The 18063-nt window shown below is 69.5% G+C and carries 16 protein-coding genes; 3 read left to right on the top strand and 13 right to left on the bottom strand.

Features of this window, described 5'->3' with window-relative positions; translation table 11 throughout:
* Nucleotides 1–46: 46 nt before the first annotated feature.
* The 3 genes from IWC96_RS03405 to IWC96_RS03395 form a co-directional block, all read right to left on the bottom strand.
* On the bottom strand, nt 47–409 hold the full coding sequence (locus IWC96_RS03405) for a DUF1318 domain-containing protein (protein ID WP_021696151.1): 363 nt from the start codon (nt 407–409) through the stop codon (nt 47–49).
* 12 nt (nt 410–421) lie between these two features.
* Nucleotides 422–607 carry a YnbE family lipoprotein gene (locus tag IWC96_RS03400; protein ID WP_021696150.1) on the bottom strand — a complete coding sequence of 62 codons (186 nt, stop codon included), beginning with the start codon at nt 605–607 and terminating at the stop codon, nt 422–424.
* A 78-nt stretch (nt 608–685) separates the two neighbouring features.
* A complete protein-coding gene (locus tag IWC96_RS03395) occupies nt 686–3895 on the bottom strand; it encodes a YdbH domain-containing protein (protein WP_370541077.1) in 3210 nt (1069 codons plus the stop codon).
* 329 nt (nt 3896–4224) lie between these two features.
* Here IWC96_RS03395 and IWC96_RS03390 point away from each other — a divergent pair, with 329 nt between their 5' ends.
* Nucleotides 4225–5580 (top strand): peptidoglycan DD-metalloendopeptidase family protein, encoded by a 1356-nt coding sequence (locus IWC96_RS03390; protein ID WP_196838343.1) that lies wholly within the window; start codon nt 4225–4227, stop codon nt 5578–5580.
* Nucleotides 5581–5599: 19 nt separating this feature from the next.
* Here the strand turns inward: IWC96_RS03390 and mnmD are convergent, their stop codons facing one another.
* The 9 genes from mnmD to IWC96_RS03345 all read right to left on the bottom strand — a co-directional run bounded on the left by mnmD (nt 5600) and on the right by IWC96_RS03345 (nt 15663).
* Nucleotides 5600–7381: a tRNA (5-methylaminomethyl-2-thiouridine)(34)-methyltransferase MnmD gene (mnmD, locus tag IWC96_RS03385; RefSeq protein ID WP_196838342.1), complete on the bottom strand. Its 1782-nt coding sequence runs from the start codon at nt 7379–7381 to the stop codon at nt 5600–5602.
* A 107-nt stretch (nt 7382–7488) separates the two neighbouring features.
* Nucleotides 7489–7746 carry a hypothetical protein gene (locus IWC96_RS03380; RefSeq protein ID WP_021696144.1) on the bottom strand — a complete coding sequence of 86 codons (258 nt, stop codon included), beginning with the start codon at nt 7744–7746 and terminating at the stop codon, nt 7489–7491.
* Between the two features lie 124 nt (nt 7747–7870).
* Nucleotides 7871–8740, bottom strand: coding sequence for a flagellar motor stator protein MotA (motA, locus tag IWC96_RS03375; RefSeq protein ID WP_021696143.1), 870 nt, complete (start codon nt 8738–8740; stop codon nt 7871–7873).
* A gap of 267 nt (nt 8741–9007) precedes the next feature.
* Nucleotides 9008–10405, bottom strand: coding sequence for a dihydrolipoyl dehydrogenase (gene lpdA, locus IWC96_RS03370; protein ID WP_021696142.1), 1398 nt, complete (start codon nt 10403–10405; stop codon nt 9008–9010).
* Between the two features lies 1 nt (nt 10406).
* A complete protein-coding gene (locus IWC96_RS03365; protein ID WP_045318643.1) occupies nt 10407–10934 on the bottom strand; it encodes a hypothetical protein in 528 nt (175 codons plus the stop codon).
* 64 nt (nt 10935–10998) lie between these two features.
* Nucleotides 10999–11334 carry a GIY-YIG nuclease family protein gene (locus IWC96_RS03360; RefSeq protein ID WP_021696141.1) on the bottom strand — a complete coding sequence of 112 codons (336 nt, stop codon included), beginning with the start codon at nt 11332–11334 and terminating at the stop codon, nt 10999–11001.
* 148 nt (nt 11335–11482) lie between these two features.
* Entirely contained in the window at nt 11483–13126 is a 1644-nt protein-coding gene (locus IWC96_RS03355) for a 2-oxo acid dehydrogenase subunit E2 (RefSeq protein ID WP_021696140.1), read from the bottom strand.
* Nucleotide 13127: 1 nt separating this feature from the next.
* Nucleotides 13128–14195, bottom strand: coding sequence for an alpha-ketoacid dehydrogenase subunit beta (locus IWC96_RS03350; protein ID WP_370541081.1), 1068 nt, complete (start codon nt 14193–14195; stop codon nt 13128–13130).
* Between the two features lie 214 nt (nt 14196–14409).
* Nucleotides 14410–15663, bottom strand: coding sequence for a thiamine pyrophosphate-dependent enzyme (locus IWC96_RS03345; RefSeq protein ID WP_196838341.1), 1254 nt, complete (start codon nt 15661–15663; stop codon nt 14410–14412).
* A 232-nt stretch (nt 15664–15895) separates the two neighbouring features.
* On the opposite strand from IWC96_RS03345, the gene IWC96_RS03340 reads away from it, so the two are divergent.
* Both IWC96_RS03340 and IWC96_RS03335 read left to right on the top strand, forming a co-directional pair.
* Entirely contained in the window at nt 15896–16381 is a 486-nt protein-coding gene (locus IWC96_RS03340; protein WP_196838340.1) for an Lrp/AsnC family transcriptional regulator, read from the top strand.
* A 33-nt stretch (nt 16382–16414) separates the two neighbouring features.
* Nucleotides 16415–17335, top strand: a complete 921-nt coding sequence (locus tag IWC96_RS03335; protein ID WP_196838339.1) for a pirin family protein — start codon at nt 16415–16417, stop codon at nt 17333–17335.
* A gap of 48 nt (nt 17336–17383) precedes the next feature.
* Here the strand turns inward: IWC96_RS03335 and IWC96_RS03330 are convergent, their stop codons facing one another.
* Nucleotides 17384–17962, bottom strand: coding sequence for a biotin transporter BioY (locus tag IWC96_RS03330; protein WP_196838338.1), 579 nt, complete (start codon nt 17960–17962; stop codon nt 17384–17386).
* Between the last annotated feature and the right edge of the window lie 101 nt (nt 17963–18063).

Genomic DNA, 18063 nt, shown 5'->3' with positions numbered 1-18063 from the left:
GGCCAGGAACGGGCGCGGAAGCCGACATGGGTTCAGACCCGATCGATCAGTTCTGGACCCACTGGCCCTGGGCGTTGCGGTACCACTCGCCTTCGGCGAGGCGGGCCCGCAGCAGGGCTTCGAACATGCGCGCGGCGGCCACCTCGGTGGACACCCCCGTTTCGGCGGCGCGGGAGGCGTAGGCGCGGCGGCGGGCCTCATTGGTCACGCGCACGGCCTCCTGCAGGTCGGAGTCCGACGTCCCCGAGCGGAAGCCCAGATAGCCGTCGGCCTGCTCGCCCACCACGCCCTCGACCTTGGCCTCGTCGATCATGGACTTCTGGGCGTTGGTCTGGGCCATGGAGGCGCCGGCCACGCCGATGGCGGCGACTGCGGCGCCGATCACGAACAGCTTGCGGAAATTCATCATCCGATCCTCCGATCAGAACAGGTTGGGATTCTCTTCCAGGAGATCACGAAGCTCCTGGTCGAGACGGACACGCACGTCGGCGTCCAGCTTGGCGTAGATCTGTATGGGATCCACCTGCAGCCGGATCGTCGGGGCGCAGGCCACACCGCCCACAAGGGCCATGGCGCAGACAGCGGCGATTTCGCGTTTCGAGATCATGGGCGGCAGGCTCCACGGTTTGAACGTTTCATATCCATAAGCACCCTCTAGCGTGAACCCGCGCTGAACGACGAAGTTTCATTCTTCTTCATCGGAATTCTCTTCGGCCTCGCCCCGCCGGGCCCGGTTCAGGGACATGATGTCCGAAACCAGCTGATTCAGGTTCAGGGTGGTGTCCAGGGTCAGGTCGATCTCGGTGCCCGACGGCAGGGGCAGCTCCCGGTTCAGGAAATCGCGGCTGATCAGTTCGGACAGGGTCAGGCGCAGCTCCTGCCGCTCGGGCGGGTCATGCCGCCCCCGGATGCGGAACAGCACCCCCAGCCGGCCCTCATCAAGGCTGTTGACCTCGGCCGTCAGGATGTCGAAGGCCAGCTCCTCCATGGCCTGATAGGCCAGGTCCTGCACCACATTGGGCGGCACATCCTCGCCGCCGCCGCCCGCCTCCAGCCCGCTGAGGGCCTCGCGCTCGATCTCCAGCCGCCCCGGCTGAACCGCATAGAGCGACCCGCCGATGATCCGGAACCCGTGCTCGGCGTCCCAGGTGAAGGGCACGCGCCCGGACACCACCGCGTCCAGCCCCACCTGCTCGCCGAACCCCGCCCCGCCGAGCAGCTCGCCCAGCTGCACGTTTTCGAACACCAGCGTCCCGGCGAAGGGCTGGGTCCGGTCCAGCGGCACGTCGAACGGCTCGATCACCACGCGCCCGCCCGCCACGTCCAGATCCGCCCCCGACACCTGGAACGACCCCGCGCCCAGTTCGAACAGCAGGTTCAGGTCCGTGACCGCGGCCAGGGCCTGGATGCCCTCGGCGGTCAGGCGCTGGTCCGGCGCCGTGATCAGCGGGGTCAGGCTGGTGAAGGCCACCGCGCCGTTCAGCCCGGTCACCGGACCGGCCGGACTGACGAAGTCCAGGTCCCGCACCGTCAGCACGCCGCTGCTGGTCGCGCCTTCCGGGGTCCAGTCGAACCGGCCCGTAAAGCCCGCGCCGCCCGTCACCGGCGGGTCGATCAGGCCCTCGGTCAGGGGCGTCACGTCGTCGGGCTGCAGCCCGTCTTCGGCGAACACCAGATCCGAGGCGTCGAAGGCCACGCCCCCCGCCTCGGCGCGGCCGTCGTGCTTCAGGTCCACACGGCCCAGACGGTGCGGCCCCGCCGAAACCTCGAAGCGACCCTGCCAGACATCGGCGGCCAGAGAGGCGGAGCCCGTGGCGTCCAGAGGCTGGAAGCGCTGGGGCTGGGCGGTGTCGGCCACCCGCGCGGCCTCGACGACGGTGTCCATCTCCAGACCCGCCGCGGTCCCGCGCACGGTCAGGGGCCCGGCCATGTCGCTGAAGCGCGTGGCCAGGAAGGGAACCTCGGCGGCGGCGTCCTGCATCCGCCCCCGCGCCGTCCAGCCGCCGTCCGCCACCGTGATCAGCGGGCCGTCCCCCGCGCACAGATCGCCGGACAGGTCGCGCGCGTCGTTCTCGCCGAAGGCCAGCTGCGCCGCCGTGATCACCACACAGCCGTCCGGCCGGAACGTCAGCCGGCCGCCGCCGGAGGTCAGCGTCCCCGCCGCCGCCACGTCGATGTCGCGGGCGAAGCCGAAATTGAAACCGGCCGCGCCGTCCAGCGCTGCGGTGAACCCGCCGGGCGTCAGACGCCAGTCGGGAACCTGCACCCGCACATCCGTCTCGGGCGCCGTTCCGGTCAGGATCAGGGCCCCGCCGCCGGTCTGGCCCGGACGCGCGGCGTAGAGCGGGGCGTCGGGGTGCGCCCCAAGGGTGATCAGGCCGCCGTTCAAGGGCGTGATCCGGGCCGCCTGGCCCAGCACCAGCTCTGTGCCCGTGCTGCCGGTCCTCAGCCGGAACGACGACGCCTCCAGCCGGAAGCCGCCCAGCGCCCGCTTCAGGGCCGCCAGCTCCGGCGGATCGTCGGCCCCCGGCGCGCCCAGCAGCGGCCAGCGGCCACGCTCGGCCCGCAGCCGCCCGGCCGCCTCCGCCAGCACCACGCCCTCCCCGGTCACATCGGCGTCCAGCCGCCCGTCGATGCCGCTCAGGCTCAACTCGCCGAACGCCAGGCTGCGCGCCTGAACCGAGGCGGCGGCGGTGATCTCGAAGGCGCTCGCCTGGCCCGACCCGCTGCGCCCGCCCGCCGACACCGCGCCGGAACGCACATCAAGACCCGCGATCGTCAGGTCGCCCGACCGCATCCGGCCGGCTGCCAGGGTCATGGGGCCGTCCAGCCGCCATCGCAGCGCGCCGTCGCGTCCGCTCACATCCAGCGCGGTCTCGCTGAACGACACCCGTGCGGCCGAGGCGCTGGTCTGGCCCAGGGTCAGGGCGTCGGCGCCGATCATGCCTTCGCTTTCGCCCGTCAGCTGGAACGTCTCCAGCCAGCCGTTCACCCGGCCGTCCAGGGCGATGCGCGCGCCCACGGCCCGGCCGGAGAAATCCCCGGCCTCCAGTCGCCCGGCCGCCAGGGTCGCGGTCAGATCCAGATCGCCCTCGCTGCGCCGCGCGTCCAGGTCGGGATAGGGCGCCTCGCCGCTCAAGCCCACCCGCACGGCTTCGCCCGACAGGCCGGGCGCCGCGACGTCCTCAAAGATCGCAGCAAGGTCCAGCCGCGTCCGCTCGCCCATGGTGGTCAGGTCCAGCCGGGCGCCGGACAGATTGATCCGCGTGTCGCCGCTGACCAGGGCCGCGTTGCCCGCCCGCGCGCTCAGGCGCATCAGCCGGCCGTCATCGATCCGGGCGTCGGCGCGCACATCCAGCGGGCCATAGTTCGTGCCGAGATTCAGGCGGCCCTGTTCGATCAGCACCAGCGGGCCGCGCGCCTCCGGGCCCGGAGGGCGGCCGCGGAACTCCTCGATCAGCGGATCCAGCGATCCCATGCTGAAGACGCCGTCCCGCCAGTTGGCCCGCAGGATCGGCCGGATCAGGCGGATGCGGCTCGGCGTCACGCCCAGCCCCGTCTCCGACCAGGGCAGGCCGAGGGCGTAGTCCACCTCGACCCGTTCGACGGAGAAATCGGGATCGTCCCCGTCGCCGACGCGGATGCGGGCGGTCAGGGTGTCCAGCTCAAGCCGCTCGATCTCGACCTCGGCCTCGATCCCCCGCCGCTCCAGCCAGCCGACCAGAACCTGCCGCGCCGCCTCGCGCCGGGCGGCGTACAGCGTCAGGGCCGCCGCCAGAAGCAGCCCCAGGATCACCAGCAGCACGATCACCAGCCGTCCCGGGCCGCGCCCGGACCTGCGGCGGCCATCGGGAATGACGGGCGAGGACGGCTGGCTGTCCCGGGTTTCGCTCACGCGCGCTCCATCACTCTGTTTGGCGCTCCTGAGATAGCCGGAACACGCGGCCGCGCAAACCGGCCCGCCCTGAAGCCTGCGTCAGCCGCTCTTGCCCGGCCCCTGTGACGGCAATCGGGCGAAGCCGTTCAACGGGGGAATGCAACGCGGTTAAAACACCCCTTGAATGGAGAAACTGCTGGCGGTTAACGATTTGTAACGGGATGCTTCCCATTAAGGGACAGGCGAGCTATAGCCATTCGCTCGCGCATTCCGGGGTTGACCAGCCCCGGTGAGACAGTTTTCAGTGACCAGGCGCCACGGATGGCGCTGCCGATTGACGGGGACCGATGGCTCAGTTCGATCCACGCCGCCAGCCCAAGCGCTTCACGCCGCACATGTTCACGGCGGCCGCCGCCGTCGCGGTGGCTCTTCTGGCTGGCAAGCTCTATCAACCGGTCACGGCGGCTGAAGTTCCGCCGCTGACGGCCGAACAGATCGCCGCTCTCGAAATTCAGGCCTTCGCCTCCGCCGGCGCTCCGGCGGGCATGAGCCAGCCCGAAACCGTCCAGGTCCAGATTCAACGGGGTGAGACCCTCGAACAGGCCATGCTGCGCACCGGCATCGGCGCCGACGAGGCCCGCGCCATCGTCCGCACCCTCGGCAACGCCTATGACGTGGTGAACATCCGCGCCGGCCAGCGCTTCGAGACCGCCATCTCGCGCCCCCGCGTCGGCCGCGGCGACGCCCGCCTGATCGGCCTGACCGTGCGCACCGGTCCCGCGACCCAGCTGACCGTGTCGCGCAGCTTCGACGGCGCCCTGCGCCTTCGCGAACTTGAAGAGCAGGTCTCCAACGAGACCACCGTCGCCACCGGCGAGATTCACGGCTCCCTGTCCGCCTCGGCGGGCCGCCTGGGCGCCAACTCGCGCATCGTGGCCCAGGCCGTGCGCCTGTTCTCCCACAAGATCGACTTCTCGCGCGACATCAAGGCGGGCGACAGCTTCACCCTGGTGTTCGACCGCACCGTGACCGAAAGCGGCCGCACCGTGGACACCGGCGAGCTGATCTACGCCGAGATCAAGGGCCAGGTGTTCTACCGCTTCCAGCCCGAGGGCTCGAACGAGGCCAAATATTTCGACGCCGACGGCAAGAACATCCGCGGCTTCCTGCTGCGCACCCCCGTGGACGGCGCGCGCATCTCCTCCAACTACGGCGTCCGTCGCCACCCCATCTCCGGCTATCGCCGCATGCACCAGGGCATGGACTTCGCCGCGCCCACGGGCACGCCCGTCTTCGCCGCTTCCGACGGCGTGGTGGTCGAGGCCCGTCGCTGGGGCGGTTACGGCAACTGGGTCCGCATCCGCCACGGCAACGGCTGGGAGACCGGCTACGCCCACCTGTCGCGCTTCGCACGCGGCCTGCGTCCCGGCCAGCGGGTCAGCCAGGGCGACGTGGTCGCCTATGTGGGCTCCACCGGCGCCTCCACCGGCCCGCACCTGCACTATGAAGTCTGGCGCAACGGCGCCCGGGTCAACCCGACCGGCGCGCAGATCCCTTCGGGATCCGAACTGGCCGGCGCCGAACTGGCCGCCTTCCAGGCCGAACGCCGTCGCATCGACGCCCTGATCGCCGCCCGCCGCGCCGGCGGCGCCGTCCCGACCCAGCAGGCCGCCGCCGAAGGCCTCCGCCCCGCCCAGGGCTGATCCGCTTCGCTGATCGGCCTCAGCGCTTCCCCAGACTCTCCCTGTCCGGAGCCACCCGCCGCGCCGCTGCGCGCGGAAGGGGCGAGGGCGCGCCCGTGATCAGGCTCGCCACATGGTCCGCCAGCAACGGCGCCGCCGTGAATCCGCGTGAGCCCAGCCCGCCGAGAATGAACAGCCCCTCCTCCAGCCGGCCGGCGACCGGCAGCCGGTCCCGTGTGGCCGCCCGGATGGCCGCATGGCGATGCACCTGGACGGACGCAACGCGCACCGCCAGGTCGGGCAGCACCGCCTTCAGGGCCTCCAGATTGCGGAGATCGTCCGCGTCCCGCAGGGCCTCGTCCGTGTCGTCGCGGTCATGGGTGGCGCCGAACAGCACGCCCTCGCCGGTGGGCGCCGCATAACCACCCCAGGCCGCGCCCACGGCCGGACCCGCGTCCAGATCCGCCCAGCCCGCCTGCCCCCGGACAGCCTGCAGCCCCGCCATGCCCAGAGCCGCCGCGCCCCATCCGGCGGCCAGCACCACCGTCTCGGCCTCGGCCAATTCGTCGCCCGCGTCATCCAGCACCCGCCACGCCGCGCCACGACGCTCCAGCCGCGCCGCCCGGCCCGCCACCCGCCGCACGCCTGCCAGCCAGGCGTCCAGGACCGCCGCCGGCCGCACCGTCAGGGCGCCCTGCATCATCAAGCCGCCGCCGGTCACGGTTTCGCCCAGCGCCCCGGACGCCTCGGCGGCGCTGACCCGCGTCATGGCCCCCGGCGCCCAGACGGCCTGGCCGGCCACCTTGTCGAACCGTCCCGAGTCACGTGGGCCGTGCTCCAGTCTCAGCACGCCGCGCGCAACGATCGCATCCGGCGCCTCGCCGTACAGCTGTCCGGCCCGCTCCAGCGCCTGGGCGAACAGACGGGCCAGATCCTCGTCGCCCACATCCAGCCGGGGCGTCGCCAGGGCCGCCGGAAAGCCCGACGCCATGGCCGTGTCGTCCGCGATCACCACGGGGTCCGCGCCCTGGGCGCGCAGGGCCCGCGCCAGACTGGCCCCCGCGATTCCCGCGCCGATGACCGCCACCCGTCCGCCGTCATGACGAGGCGGCTCGCCGGGCAGGACCGCCTCCAGCCGCTCGCGCTTGCGGCCATGGCCGGGGCGCTTGTCCACCTGAAAGCCGCGCTCGGCCAGGCCCCGGCGCACCGTCCCGGCCACGGTGAAGGTGGCCACACGCGCGCCGGGCGCGGATCGCGCGGCCATGCCGTCCAGCACGGCGTCCGACCACATGCCGGGGTTCAGGGCGGGCGAGAATCCGTCCAGGAACCAGGCGTCGGCCGCCCCGCTCCACTGGTCCAGCGCCCAGGCCGCGTCACCCACGGCCAGATCGAGGGTGGCGTTCCAGTCCGGCAGATCGATCCGGTGAAACCCGGGCGTCGCGGGCGGCCAGCGGTCCAGCAGCGCCTGGGCCGCTTCGGCGATCTCCGGCCATGCGGACAGGGCGCGCGCCGCATCCAGGCGCGACACCGGAAAGCCCTCAATGGAGAAGATGTGGAGCCGACCACCGGCCCGGCTTTGGCGCCACAGGTGCAGCAGGGCGGCGATGTTCAGGCCGGTGCCGAACCCCAGCTCGGCCACGGTGAAGCGCTTGCGGTCCGACCAGGCGTCCGGCAGGCCGCAGCCCGCCAGGAACACCGTCCGGCTCTCGGCGAGGCCGTCTTCAAGGGAATAGTAGACGTCGCCGAAGCGGGGCGACCTGGGCCCGCCCGTCTCAGACCAGTCCAGGGGCCAGTTCAGGGAATTGTCGGGTTCATCGGCCATGTCCGGCTAGAGCACCGGCCGGGCGGCGCGATCAAGACCGGGCATGTAAAAAGGGGCCGCCCGACGGGCGACCCCTTTCCAATCGCTTTGCTCTTGCGAGCGAAGGATTACTCGGCGGCCGGAGCTTCTTCGGCGGCTTCTTCGGTCGCTTCACCAGCGGCGTCGGCGGCTTCACCGGCGGCCATGGCGGCGTCTTCAGCAGCGGCGTCGGCGGTGGCGGCGGCGTCGGCGGCCGTGTCGGCGGCGGCGTCGGCTTCCACAGCGGCTTCGTCAGCGGTGGTTTCTTCGGCGGCCGGCTGGCAAGCGGCGACGGACAGGGCGGCGGCGGCGCCGGCGGCGGCGACGAGCAGTTGACGGATGGTCATATGGGATATCCTTCAGAAGGGTGGTGCGGGGTCATGATTCCCGCGTCACCAGATAACGCGATCGTGAGGTGGCCCGTCAAGGGAAATTCTCACGGCTTCGTGATTACAGCCAAGCTTTTCCGGATCAGACGGCCGTCCCGGCCTCGGACAGGGCTTCCTCCAGCTCGGTGAAGGACGGCTGGGCCGTGGACGGGACGTCGCCCCGGCCGATCTCGACCGAGATCTGGGCGGCGTTGCCGTGCAGGTGCGCCACCAGCACCGACTGGATGATCTTGTAGTAGGCCGCGTCGCCCTCGATGATCTCCTTCAGGCGCGTGGCCAGAGGGCCCACCAGGCCATAGGCCAGGAACACGCCCAGGAAGGTGCCCACCAGGGCCCCGCCGATCATGCCGCCCAGAACCTCGGGCGGTTCGGTGATGGAGGCCATGGTCTTGATGACGCCCAGCACCGCCGCGACGATGCCCAGCGCCGGCAGGGCGTCTGCGGTGTTCTGCAGCGCATGGGCCGGGGCCAGGGCTTCGTGGTGGTGCTTCTCCAGCTGCTTCTCCATGGCGTCCTCGACCTGGTGCGGGTCCTCGAGGTTCATGGTCATCATGCGCAGGGTGTCGCAGATGAAGTCGGTGGCGAAATGGTCCTTCAGGATCTTGGGATATTTCTGGAAGATCGTGGACTCGGCCGGCTTCTCGATGTGGCTTTCCAGAGCGATCACGCCCTTGGACTTCATGGTCTTGGTCAGCAGGAACAGCAGGCTGAGAAGGTCGCGGTAGTCGCCCTTCTTCCACTTGGGCCCGGCGAACACCTTGCCCAGACCGCCCAGCACCCCTTTCAGGGTGGTGACGGAGTTGGAGATCAGCAGCGCCGCGACGGCCGCGCCGCCGATCATCATCATCTCATAGGGCAGGGAGTGCAGGATGACCCCCATCTTCCCGCCCGCGATGGTGTATCCGCCGAACACCATGGCGAACAGCACGATGATGCCGATGATCTGAAACATGGAAAGCCAGCCCTTTTCACGCCGTTCTGGCGCGGATTCAGCGGCACCATGCCCGTTAATGCTTAAGGCCGGGTTTTCACGACGCTTGCCCTATGCTCGCGTCGCGGACGCTCGCGGCTTGAGGGCGCGAGTGCACCATCCTGAAACGACGAGCATGGCGCACGGCGCTCTCGCGCCCGCCCTCAAGCAGCGAGGCCCCGCGGGCCGAGCGATAGGGCCCCTATCGCCCTCAAGCAGCGAGCGCCCGTGGCGCGAGCGGTAGGGCCCCTAAATATGTATGGCGTGGCCCAGGGCGCGCAGGCTGGCTTCGTGCAAGGCCTCGCCCATGGTCGGGTGCACGTGGATGACGCCGGCCACGTCCTCCAGCACCGCCCCCATCTCCATCATCTGGGCGAAGCTGTTGGACAGCTCCGACACATGCTGGCCCACCGCCTGGATGCCGAGGATGCGGTGGTCGGCTTTCGCGGCGATCACCCGCACGAAGCCGCCGTCGTCGCCGGCCTCAAGCGCCAGGGCCCGGCCGATGGCGGAGAAGGGAAACACCGACTGGATCACGTCATCGCGGCCCTTCACGTCGTCAGGACCCAGCCCCGCCGAGACGATCTCGGGCTCGGTGAAGCACACCGCCGCGATGGTCACGGGATCAAAAACACGATCGTGCCCGGCGATGATCTCGGCGACCACCTCGCCCTGGGCCGAGCCCTTGTGGGCCAGCATGGGTTCGCCGGTCAGGTCGCCCACGGCCCAGACGTTCTTCATGGCGGTGGCGCAGCGCTGATCCACCTTCACGAACGGTCCGTCCATGGCCAGGCCCATGGTCTCCAGGCCCCAGCCCTGGGTGCGCGGGCGGCGGCCCACGGTCACCAGCACCTTGTCCGCCGGAATCTGGATCGGCTTGCCGTCCTTCGTGGTGACCGACAGCTTGCCCTTTTCGAAGCCGCCGGCGCGGGCGCCCAGATGCAGGGTCACGCCGTGGCGCTCCATCCACTTCATCACGGGATCGGTCAGGGCCTTGTCGTAGAGCGGCAGGATGCGCTCGGCCATCTCCACCACCGTCACCTCGGCGCCCAGCTTGCGGTAGGCGATGCCCAGCTCCAGCCCGATGTAGCCGCCGCCGACCACCACCAGCTTCTTCGGCACTTCCGACAGGGACAGGGCCCCGGTGGACGAGATCACGTCCCCGCCGAACGGCAGGAACGGCAGCTCCACCGGCTCGGACCCCGTGGCCAGGATCACATGTTCGGCGGTGATGCGGATGTCGCCGTCATCGGTGGAGACGGTGCAGGTCTTGGCGTCAGTAAAGGTGGCCCAGCCGGTGATGACCTTGACCCTGGCCTTCTTCAGCAGGGCCGCGACCCCGCCGTTCAGCTTTTTGACGATCCCGTCCTTCCACGCCACCGTGGCCTTCAGGTCGATGGCCGGCTTGGCCGCCGTGATCCCCAGCGTTCCGCCGTCGGCCGCCTTGGCAACCGTCTCGAACTTGCCCGCCGCATGGATGATCGCCTTGGACGGAATGCAGCCGACGTTCAGGCAGGTCCCGCCGAGGCCGTCCCCGCCGTCCACCAGCACGGTGTCCAGCCCCAGCTGCCCGCAGCGGATGCCGGCCACATAGCCGCCGGTCCCGGCGCCGATGATGAGGACTTTGGTTTTGAGAGATTGGGTCATTTCAGCTTCCGTTAGATCGCAGGCGCGCAGCTTCTGCTCGCAGGGCCGGGCCGATGCGGGGATCGGCGTTTTCGCTCACCGGGATAAAGTCGAGAATCTGCCACTGGCCGATGCGACGCCAGTCTTGAGAGAAGCCTATACGGTTCGCGTAGGCTATAACGAGTGTGCCCGGCCGCCATTCGGCGCGCGCATAGTCCTGTGGGTCGCAGGCGATCATCGGCAGCGTCTGGCGCGTCGGCGCCGGTCCCTTCACGCTGGCGATGCTGTCCAACACCACTTCGACGCCCATGTCGCGCGGAGCCGGCCCTGTCTCGCTGGCCCATTCTGCGGAAACGATCCGGCCGAGGTAAACGGAGGCGGACAAGTTCCACAGATGATCCTGCCGCTCGGTCCTGGCGGTCGCTGACTCAGCGGATGACAGCGCGGGACGGTTCGGATCGGCGGGGAAGCAGGCGAGCGCGGGGCCGGCTGTGAGCGTGACCGCCAGCGCGGCGCCAATGATGAGCCTTTTGGTTTTGAGGATCTGCATCTTTTTTTTCCGCTCATCCCCGCGAAAGCGGGGACCCAGTTCTGTCCAGCTTGACGCCGGCGTTTCAGTCTTCCTCGACGGGCGGAGCCCAGTCCTTTGCATCCACCAGATCGCCCAGGCGCAGCCGATCATGAAGGTCGTCCCAAGCGGGATTGGCCTTCTCGATCAAGTCCAGCTTCCAGACCCGATTCCATTTCTTGATCCGGCGCTCGCGCTTGAACGCGGCCTCACGGCTGTCAAACACCTCGTACCAGACCAGCCGATCCACGCCGTATTTCGCGGTGAAGCCTCCGAAGGTCTTGTTCTTGTGCTGGTTCACGCGCGTGACCAGGTCGTCGGTCGAGCCGACATAGATCGTCCCGTTTCGCCCACTCGCCACGATGTAGGTGAAGAAGGCCATTCTAGCGCCGCTCATCCCCGCGAACGCGGGGACCCAGTCCTGTCCAGCCTGGCGCTGGAGCAGATCGGTTCAGCAAAACTCTCACGGTTTCATCACCCAAAGCACTGGGTCCCCGCATTCGCGGGGATGAGCGGAAAGAAAAGGAACGCTACCCCATCCACAGCGTCGCCGGGTGCTCCAGCAGGCCCTTGATGCGCTGGACGAACACGGCCGCGTCGTGGCCGTCGACGATGCGGTGATCGAAGCTGGACGACAGGTTCATCATCTTGCGCACCACCATCTGGCCGTCGATCACCACCACGCGATCGGCGATCTTGTTGGGGCCGACGATGGCCACCTCCGGGTGGTTGATGATGGGGGTGTGCACCACCCCGCCCAGGGTCCCCAGCGAGGTGATGGTGATGGTGGAGCCGCTCAGTTCGTCCCGTTTGGCCGAGCCGTCCTTCGCCGCACTCGCCACCCGGGCGATCTCCTTGGCCGTGTCCCAGGGATCGCGCGCCTCGGCGTTGCGGACCACCGGCACCATCAGGCCGTTGGGCGTCTGGGCCGCGATGCCCAGATGCACGGCGGCGTGGGTGGTCAGGATGCCGCCCTCGTCGTCATAGTGGCTGTTGATGGTCGGCTGGTCGCGCAGGGCCACCACGATGGCGCGGGCGATGAAGGGCAGGACGTTCAGCTTGGGCTGGTCCTTCGCCTTCGTGGCGTTCATGTGCGCCCGCAGCGCCTCCAGCGCCGTGACGTCGATCTCCTCGACGTAGGTGATGTGCGGAATGCGCCGGACGCTGTCGGCCATCTTCTCCGCGATCTTGCGGCGCAGGCCGATGATGCGGGTCTCGGTGGTCCCCTCCGCCGCCGCATAGAGCGAGCCGCCCGAGGACGCCGCCGCCGGGGCCGATCCGCCCGACAGGAAGGCGTCCAGATCGGAGTGCTCGATGCGGCCGCCGGGGCCGGAGCCGGGCACGAACTGGAGTTCCACGCCCATGTCGCGGGCCCGCTGACGCACCGCCGGCGAGGCCAGCGGGCGCACGCCGGGGGTCTGGGCCTGACGGGCGACGGCGTCACGCGCCTTGGCGGGCTGTGACGAAGACGGCCTTGAGGCGGCTTTCTCCGGCGCAGGCGCCGATTTCGCCGCGCTCGGGGCGGGAGCAGCGACCGGGGCGGCGGGCTCGGACGACCCGGCCTCCCCCGCGAAACTCACCAGCGGCCCGCCGACGGCCAGGGCCTGACCCGGCTCGCCGTGCAGGACCGCGATGGTCCCGGCGACGGGGCTGGTGATCTCGACGGTGGCCTTGTCGGTCATGACCTCGGCCAGGATCTGGTCTTCCTCGACCGCGTCCCCGACCTTCACGTGCCAGCTGACCAGCTCGGCCTCGGCGGTGCCTTCGCCCACGTCGGGCAGCTTGAACACGCGGCCGACACCGGCGGTGGGCGCGGCCGGCGCCTCATCCTTCGCAGGGGGCGGAGCGGCGGGTTCCGACGTCGGTTGCGGGGCCGGAGCGTCCGCCGGCTTCGCAACAGGAGCGGGGGCGGCCGCCTCGGCGTTGCCCGCGCCCGCCACCTCGAACTCCACCAGCGGCGATCCCACGGCCAGCTGCTGGCCCGGTTCGCCATGGGCGGCGGTGACCTTGCCCGCCACCGGGCTGGTCAGCTCCACCGTGGCCTTGTCGGTCATGACGTCGGCGATGACCTGGTCTTCCTCGACCACGTCGCCCACCTTCACATGCCAGGCCACCAGTTCGGCCTCGGCGGTGCCTTCGCCCACGTCGGGCAGCTTGAACACATAGCGTCCCATATCAGCGTCCCCCGCTCATGACGGCTTTCAGGGCGTCGGCCACGCGCTGCGGGCCGGGGAAATATTCCCACTCGAAGGCGTGGGGATAGGGCGTGTCCCATCCGGTCACCCGCGCGATGGGCGCCTCCAGATGATAGAAGCACCGCTCCTGCACCAGCGCCGACAGTTCGCCCCCATAACCGCTGGTACGCGGCGCCTCGTGCACGATGACGCAGCGGCCGGTCTTCTTCACGCTCGCCTCGATGGCCGCGATGTCCAGCGGCACCAGCGTCCGCAGGTCGATCACCTCGGCGTCGACCCCCGCGTGCTCGGCGCCCGCCAGCGCCACCCAGACCATGGTCCCGTAGGCCAGGATGGTGACGTCGGCGCCTTCGCGCATCACCCGCGCCTTGCCGATGGGCTCCACATATTTGCCGGTGGGGACCTGGGCCAGATCCTGCGCCTTCCACGGCGACACCGGCTTCTCGTGCCAGCCGTCGAAGGGGCCGTTGTACAGCCGCTTGGGCTCCAGGAAGATCACCGGATCGTCGTCCTCGATGGCGGCGATCAGCAGGCCCTTGGCGTCATACGGGCTGGAGGGGATCACCACCTTCAGCCCGGCGATGTGGGTGAACAGGCTTTCCGGACTCTGGCTATGGGTCTGGCCGCCGAAGATGCCGCCGCCATAGGGCGAGCGCACCACGATGGGGGCGGTGAACATGCCCGCCGAGCGGTAGCGCAGCTTGGCCGCCTCGGACACGATCTGGTCGTAGGCCGGATAGATGTAGTCGGCGAACTGGATCTCCACCACCGGGCGCAGGCCGTAGGCGCCCATGCCGATGGCGGCGGCCACGATGCCGCATTCGCTGATGGGGGCGTCGAAGCTGCGGGTCATGCCGTGCTTGGCCTGCAGCTTGTCGGTGACCCGGAACACGCCGCCGAAATAGCCCGTGTCCTCGCCGAAGCTCAGCACATTGCCGTCCTCGGCCATCTTCACGTCCAGGGCCGAGTTCAGCGCCTGGATCATGTTCATGGGGACCACGTCGCCTTTCGGGGCGACCGACTTCGGCGCCGCGTCCTGATCGACCATGTCCGGCTCCACGCCGTCGGTGCGGTCGGAGTCAGTGAAGGTGGTGTTGCTCATTAGAATTCACCGCTCATCCCGGCGAAAGCCGGGACCCAGTTCTGTCCAGCTTGACGCTGGTGTTCCAGGACTGCCGAAAGATGATGGATCTGGCCCGCTGCAACACCCAAAGCACTGGGTCCCCGCTTTCGCGGGGATGAGCGGAATGACGGGGACATGCTCATACGCCAACCTCGCGCCGCTGTTCGACCAGTCGCCAGTCCTCGGTCGCATAGACCTCCTCGAACATGGTCTTCACGCTGGGCCGCGACTGGCCGAGGGTGCCGATGGCCTCGGACTCGCGTCCAGCCGCGCGCACCTTCTCGACCGCATCCTTCTCGGCCTCGGCCTGCTGCTCGTCGGACCATTCGCCCAGTTTGATCAGGTGCTGCTTCAGCCGCATCACAGGGTCGCCCAGCGGCCATTTCTCGTGCTCGTCGCCGGGCCGGTAGCGGCTGGGGTCGTCGGAGGTGGAGTGCGGGGCGCCGCGATAGGTGAACAGCTCGATCACCGTGGCCCCCAGATTGGCCCGCGCCCGCTCCTCGGCCCACTGGGTCGCGGCCCACACCGCCAGGAAGTCATTGCCGTCCACTCGCAGGGCCGGCAGGCCGTAGCCCACGGCCTTGGAGGCGAAGGTGGTCTCCAGCCCCCCGGCGATGCCCTGGAAGGACGAAATGGCCCACTGGTTGTTGACGATGTTCAGGATCACCGGCGCCCGATAGACGGCGGCGAAGGTCAGGGCGTTGTGGAAGTCGCCTTCCGCCGTGGCCCCGTCGCCGATCCAGGCGATGGCCAGCCGGTCGTCGCCCTTGTAGGCGCTGGCCATGGCCCAGCCCACCGCCTGCGGATACTGGGTGCCCAGATTGCCCGAGATGGTGAAGAAGCCGTAGTCGCGGCTGGAGTACATGATCGGCAGCTGGCGGCCCTTGATGGGGTCCGAGGCGTTCGAATAAATCTGGTTCATCATGTCGACCAGCGGATAGCCCCGCGCGATCAACAGGCCCTGCTGGCGATAGGTGGGAAAGCCCATGTCCTCGCGCGGCAGCACCATGCCCTGGGCCACCGCGATGGCCTCCTCGCCGGTGCACTTCATGTAGAAGCTGGTCTTGCCCTGACGGTGGGCGCGGTGCATCCGGTCGTCGAAGGCCCGGGTCAGGATCATGGCCTTGAGGCCGTTGCGCAGGGTCTCGGCGTCCAGCTTCGGATCCCACGGCCCGACCGCCTCGCCCGCATCGTTCAGCACACGCACCAGCCGGAAGGCGTGGTCGCGCATGTCCAGCGGCGGCGTATTGGTCTCGGGGCGGTCCACCGCCCCGGGTTCGTCCAGCCTCAGATGGCTGAAATCGGGCTTGTCGCCGGGCCGGCCCGAAGGCTCGGGAATCCGAAGCGACAGCGGTCGTGCGTTCGGCCGCTTGGCCGGGGGCGTCTTGCTCATGGTCCGTCTCAGCGTCTGCGGCCGTTGGCGGGCGGTTTCCTCCAGACCGAAATCGGTCAGGCCGGACGACGTCCGGCCGGGCTCAGATTTCGGTCCAGTATTATTCATGGAGCCGCTACGGCTCCATTGAACGCATAGCACGGGCTCGCGCTCCACGCCCGCCCAATTTTGCCCTTGCATAAGGACGAATTGGGGTAGATTATTGCGTCAAATCGCAATTTGGAGAAACGGCTTGGCCGAAGAACTGGATCCCATCGACGCCCGCATCCTCGACATCCTGCAACAGGATGCCGGACTGCCGGTGGCCGAGGTGGCCGAACGGGTGGGCCTTTCGGCCTCGCCCTGCTGGCGCCGCATCAAGAGACTGGAGGATAGCGGCCTGATCCGCAAGCGTGTCACGCTGCTGGACGCCGATCTGCTGGGCCTGGACTTCGAGGTCTACGCCATCGTCAAGCTGAGCCTGCCCTCGAAAGAGAACCTCCAGCTGTTCGAGGAGGCCGTCGGCCACTGGCCCGAGGTGATCCAGTGCGCCACCATCACCGGGCGCGAGGACTATGTGCTGCGCATCATCACCTGCGACATGCACGCCTTCGACCTGTTCCTGCGCGAGAAACTGCTCAGCCTGGGCATCGTCTCGGACTGCGAGAGCCACATCGTCACCCGCGGGGTCAAGAACGTCACCGCCCTGCCGCTGGCGCTGGTCACCCCGCACGTCTAGTCTGGACCGCTGAATTCTGAAGGGAGCCCGGCCATGATCGAGATGGTCATCGACGCGCGCAAGAAGGACCTGGGCGGGTTCGAGGTGGGGCGGATCCTGCCCTTCCACGCCCGCCGCATGGTGGGGCCCTTCGTCTTTCTGGACCAGATGGGCCCGGCCGAGTTCGCGCCCGGCGCCGACTCCGTCAATGTGCGGCCGCACCCCCACATCGGCCTGTCGACCCTGACCTATCTGTTCGAGGGCGAGATCATGCACCGGGACAATCTGGGCTTCACCCAGGCCATCCGTCCCGGCGAGGTCAACTGGATGACCGCGGGCAAGGGCATCGTCCACTCCGAACGCACCGACCCCCTGAAGAAGACCCAGGGCGGCGCCATGCACGGCATGCAGGCCTGGATCGCCCTGCCCGACGAGGCGGAGGAGACCGACCCCGCCTTCTTCCACCACGGCGAGCCCGACCTGCCCGCCTATGAGAACGGCGGCCTGTTCGCCCGGCTGGTGGCGGGCGAGGCCTACGGCGCGGCCGCCTCGGTCAAGACATCCTCGCCCCTGTTCTATGTGCACTGGGAGATGGAGCCGGGCGTGCGCTCCGCCCCGCCGCCGGGCCGGGGCGCGGGCGGCATGAGCGAGCGGGCGGTGTTCGTGGCCAAAGGCTCCATCGAGATCGGCGACCGGGTGCTGCAGGCCGGGCAGATGGCGGTTCTGGAGCCCCACGCCGAGCCCACCATCAAGGCGCTGGAGAAGGCCTCGGTCATGCTGCTGGGCGGCGAGCCCGTCGGCCCGCGCATCATCTGGTGGAATTTCGTCTCCTCCAGCCAGGCCCGCATCGACCAGGCCAAGGCCGACTGGAAGGCCGGACGCATGACCCTGCCGTCGGAGGACTCGCTGGAGTTCATCCCCCTGCCCGAAGAGCCCGCCGCCGCCCCGAAGCCGGAACCGACCCACCCGGTGTGAACGGGCTCGGCACGGCTGGAAGCGGGCGGTTTTCACCGCCAATTCCGATTATCGGGACCGTCTTCGCTGCAGACGCGCCAAAGCCACAAGCATGACGGCGCCCACGGCCGACTTCACGACGGCCCCGGGCAGGAACGGGATCACGCCGGCCTCCAGCGCCGTCGACACGCCGATCTGGGCCGCCAGCCACGCGGCGCCCAGCGTCAGGCACAGGCCGTTGCCCAGCAGCAGGGCGGCGAAGGCGAGCACAGGCCGCGCGCCGCTCCAGCCTCGCGCCGTCAGGACGCCCATCAGGGCGGCGGCCAGCGGGAAGGCGAACAGATAGCCGGCGGTGGCCCCCGCGAAGGGCTCCAGTCCGCCTGCCCCGTCCGACAACAGCGGCAAGCCCAGCGCCGCCGCGATCAGCCAGACCACGACCGTCAAGCCGCCCAGCCGCCAGCCGTACAGCGCCCCGATCAGGGTCACGGCCAGGGTCTGAAGGGTGATGGGCACGGGAGCCATGGGAATGGCGATGCGGGACGACAGCGCCAGCACGATCACCCCGCCGACGATCCACGCCATCTGGTGAAGCCGCCCCGCGCCCTGTACGCCCAGCGGATCATGGGCCGGAGGCTGGCTTCGAAACATGGATGCGGCTCCCCTGAAGATGGGCGGATTACGCTTTCGGCCGCGCCTTCACAACAAATCCTCCCCCATCGGGGGAGGGGGACCGCGTAGCGGTGGAGGGG

It is taken from the genome of Brevundimonas sp. BAL450 (genome assembly GCF_015767455.1).
Lineage (GTDB): Bacteria > Pseudomonadota > Alphaproteobacteria > Caulobacterales > Caulobacteraceae > Brevundimonas > Brevundimonas abyssalis.
This window is presented reverse-complemented; position numbering and strand designations above follow the sequence as displayed.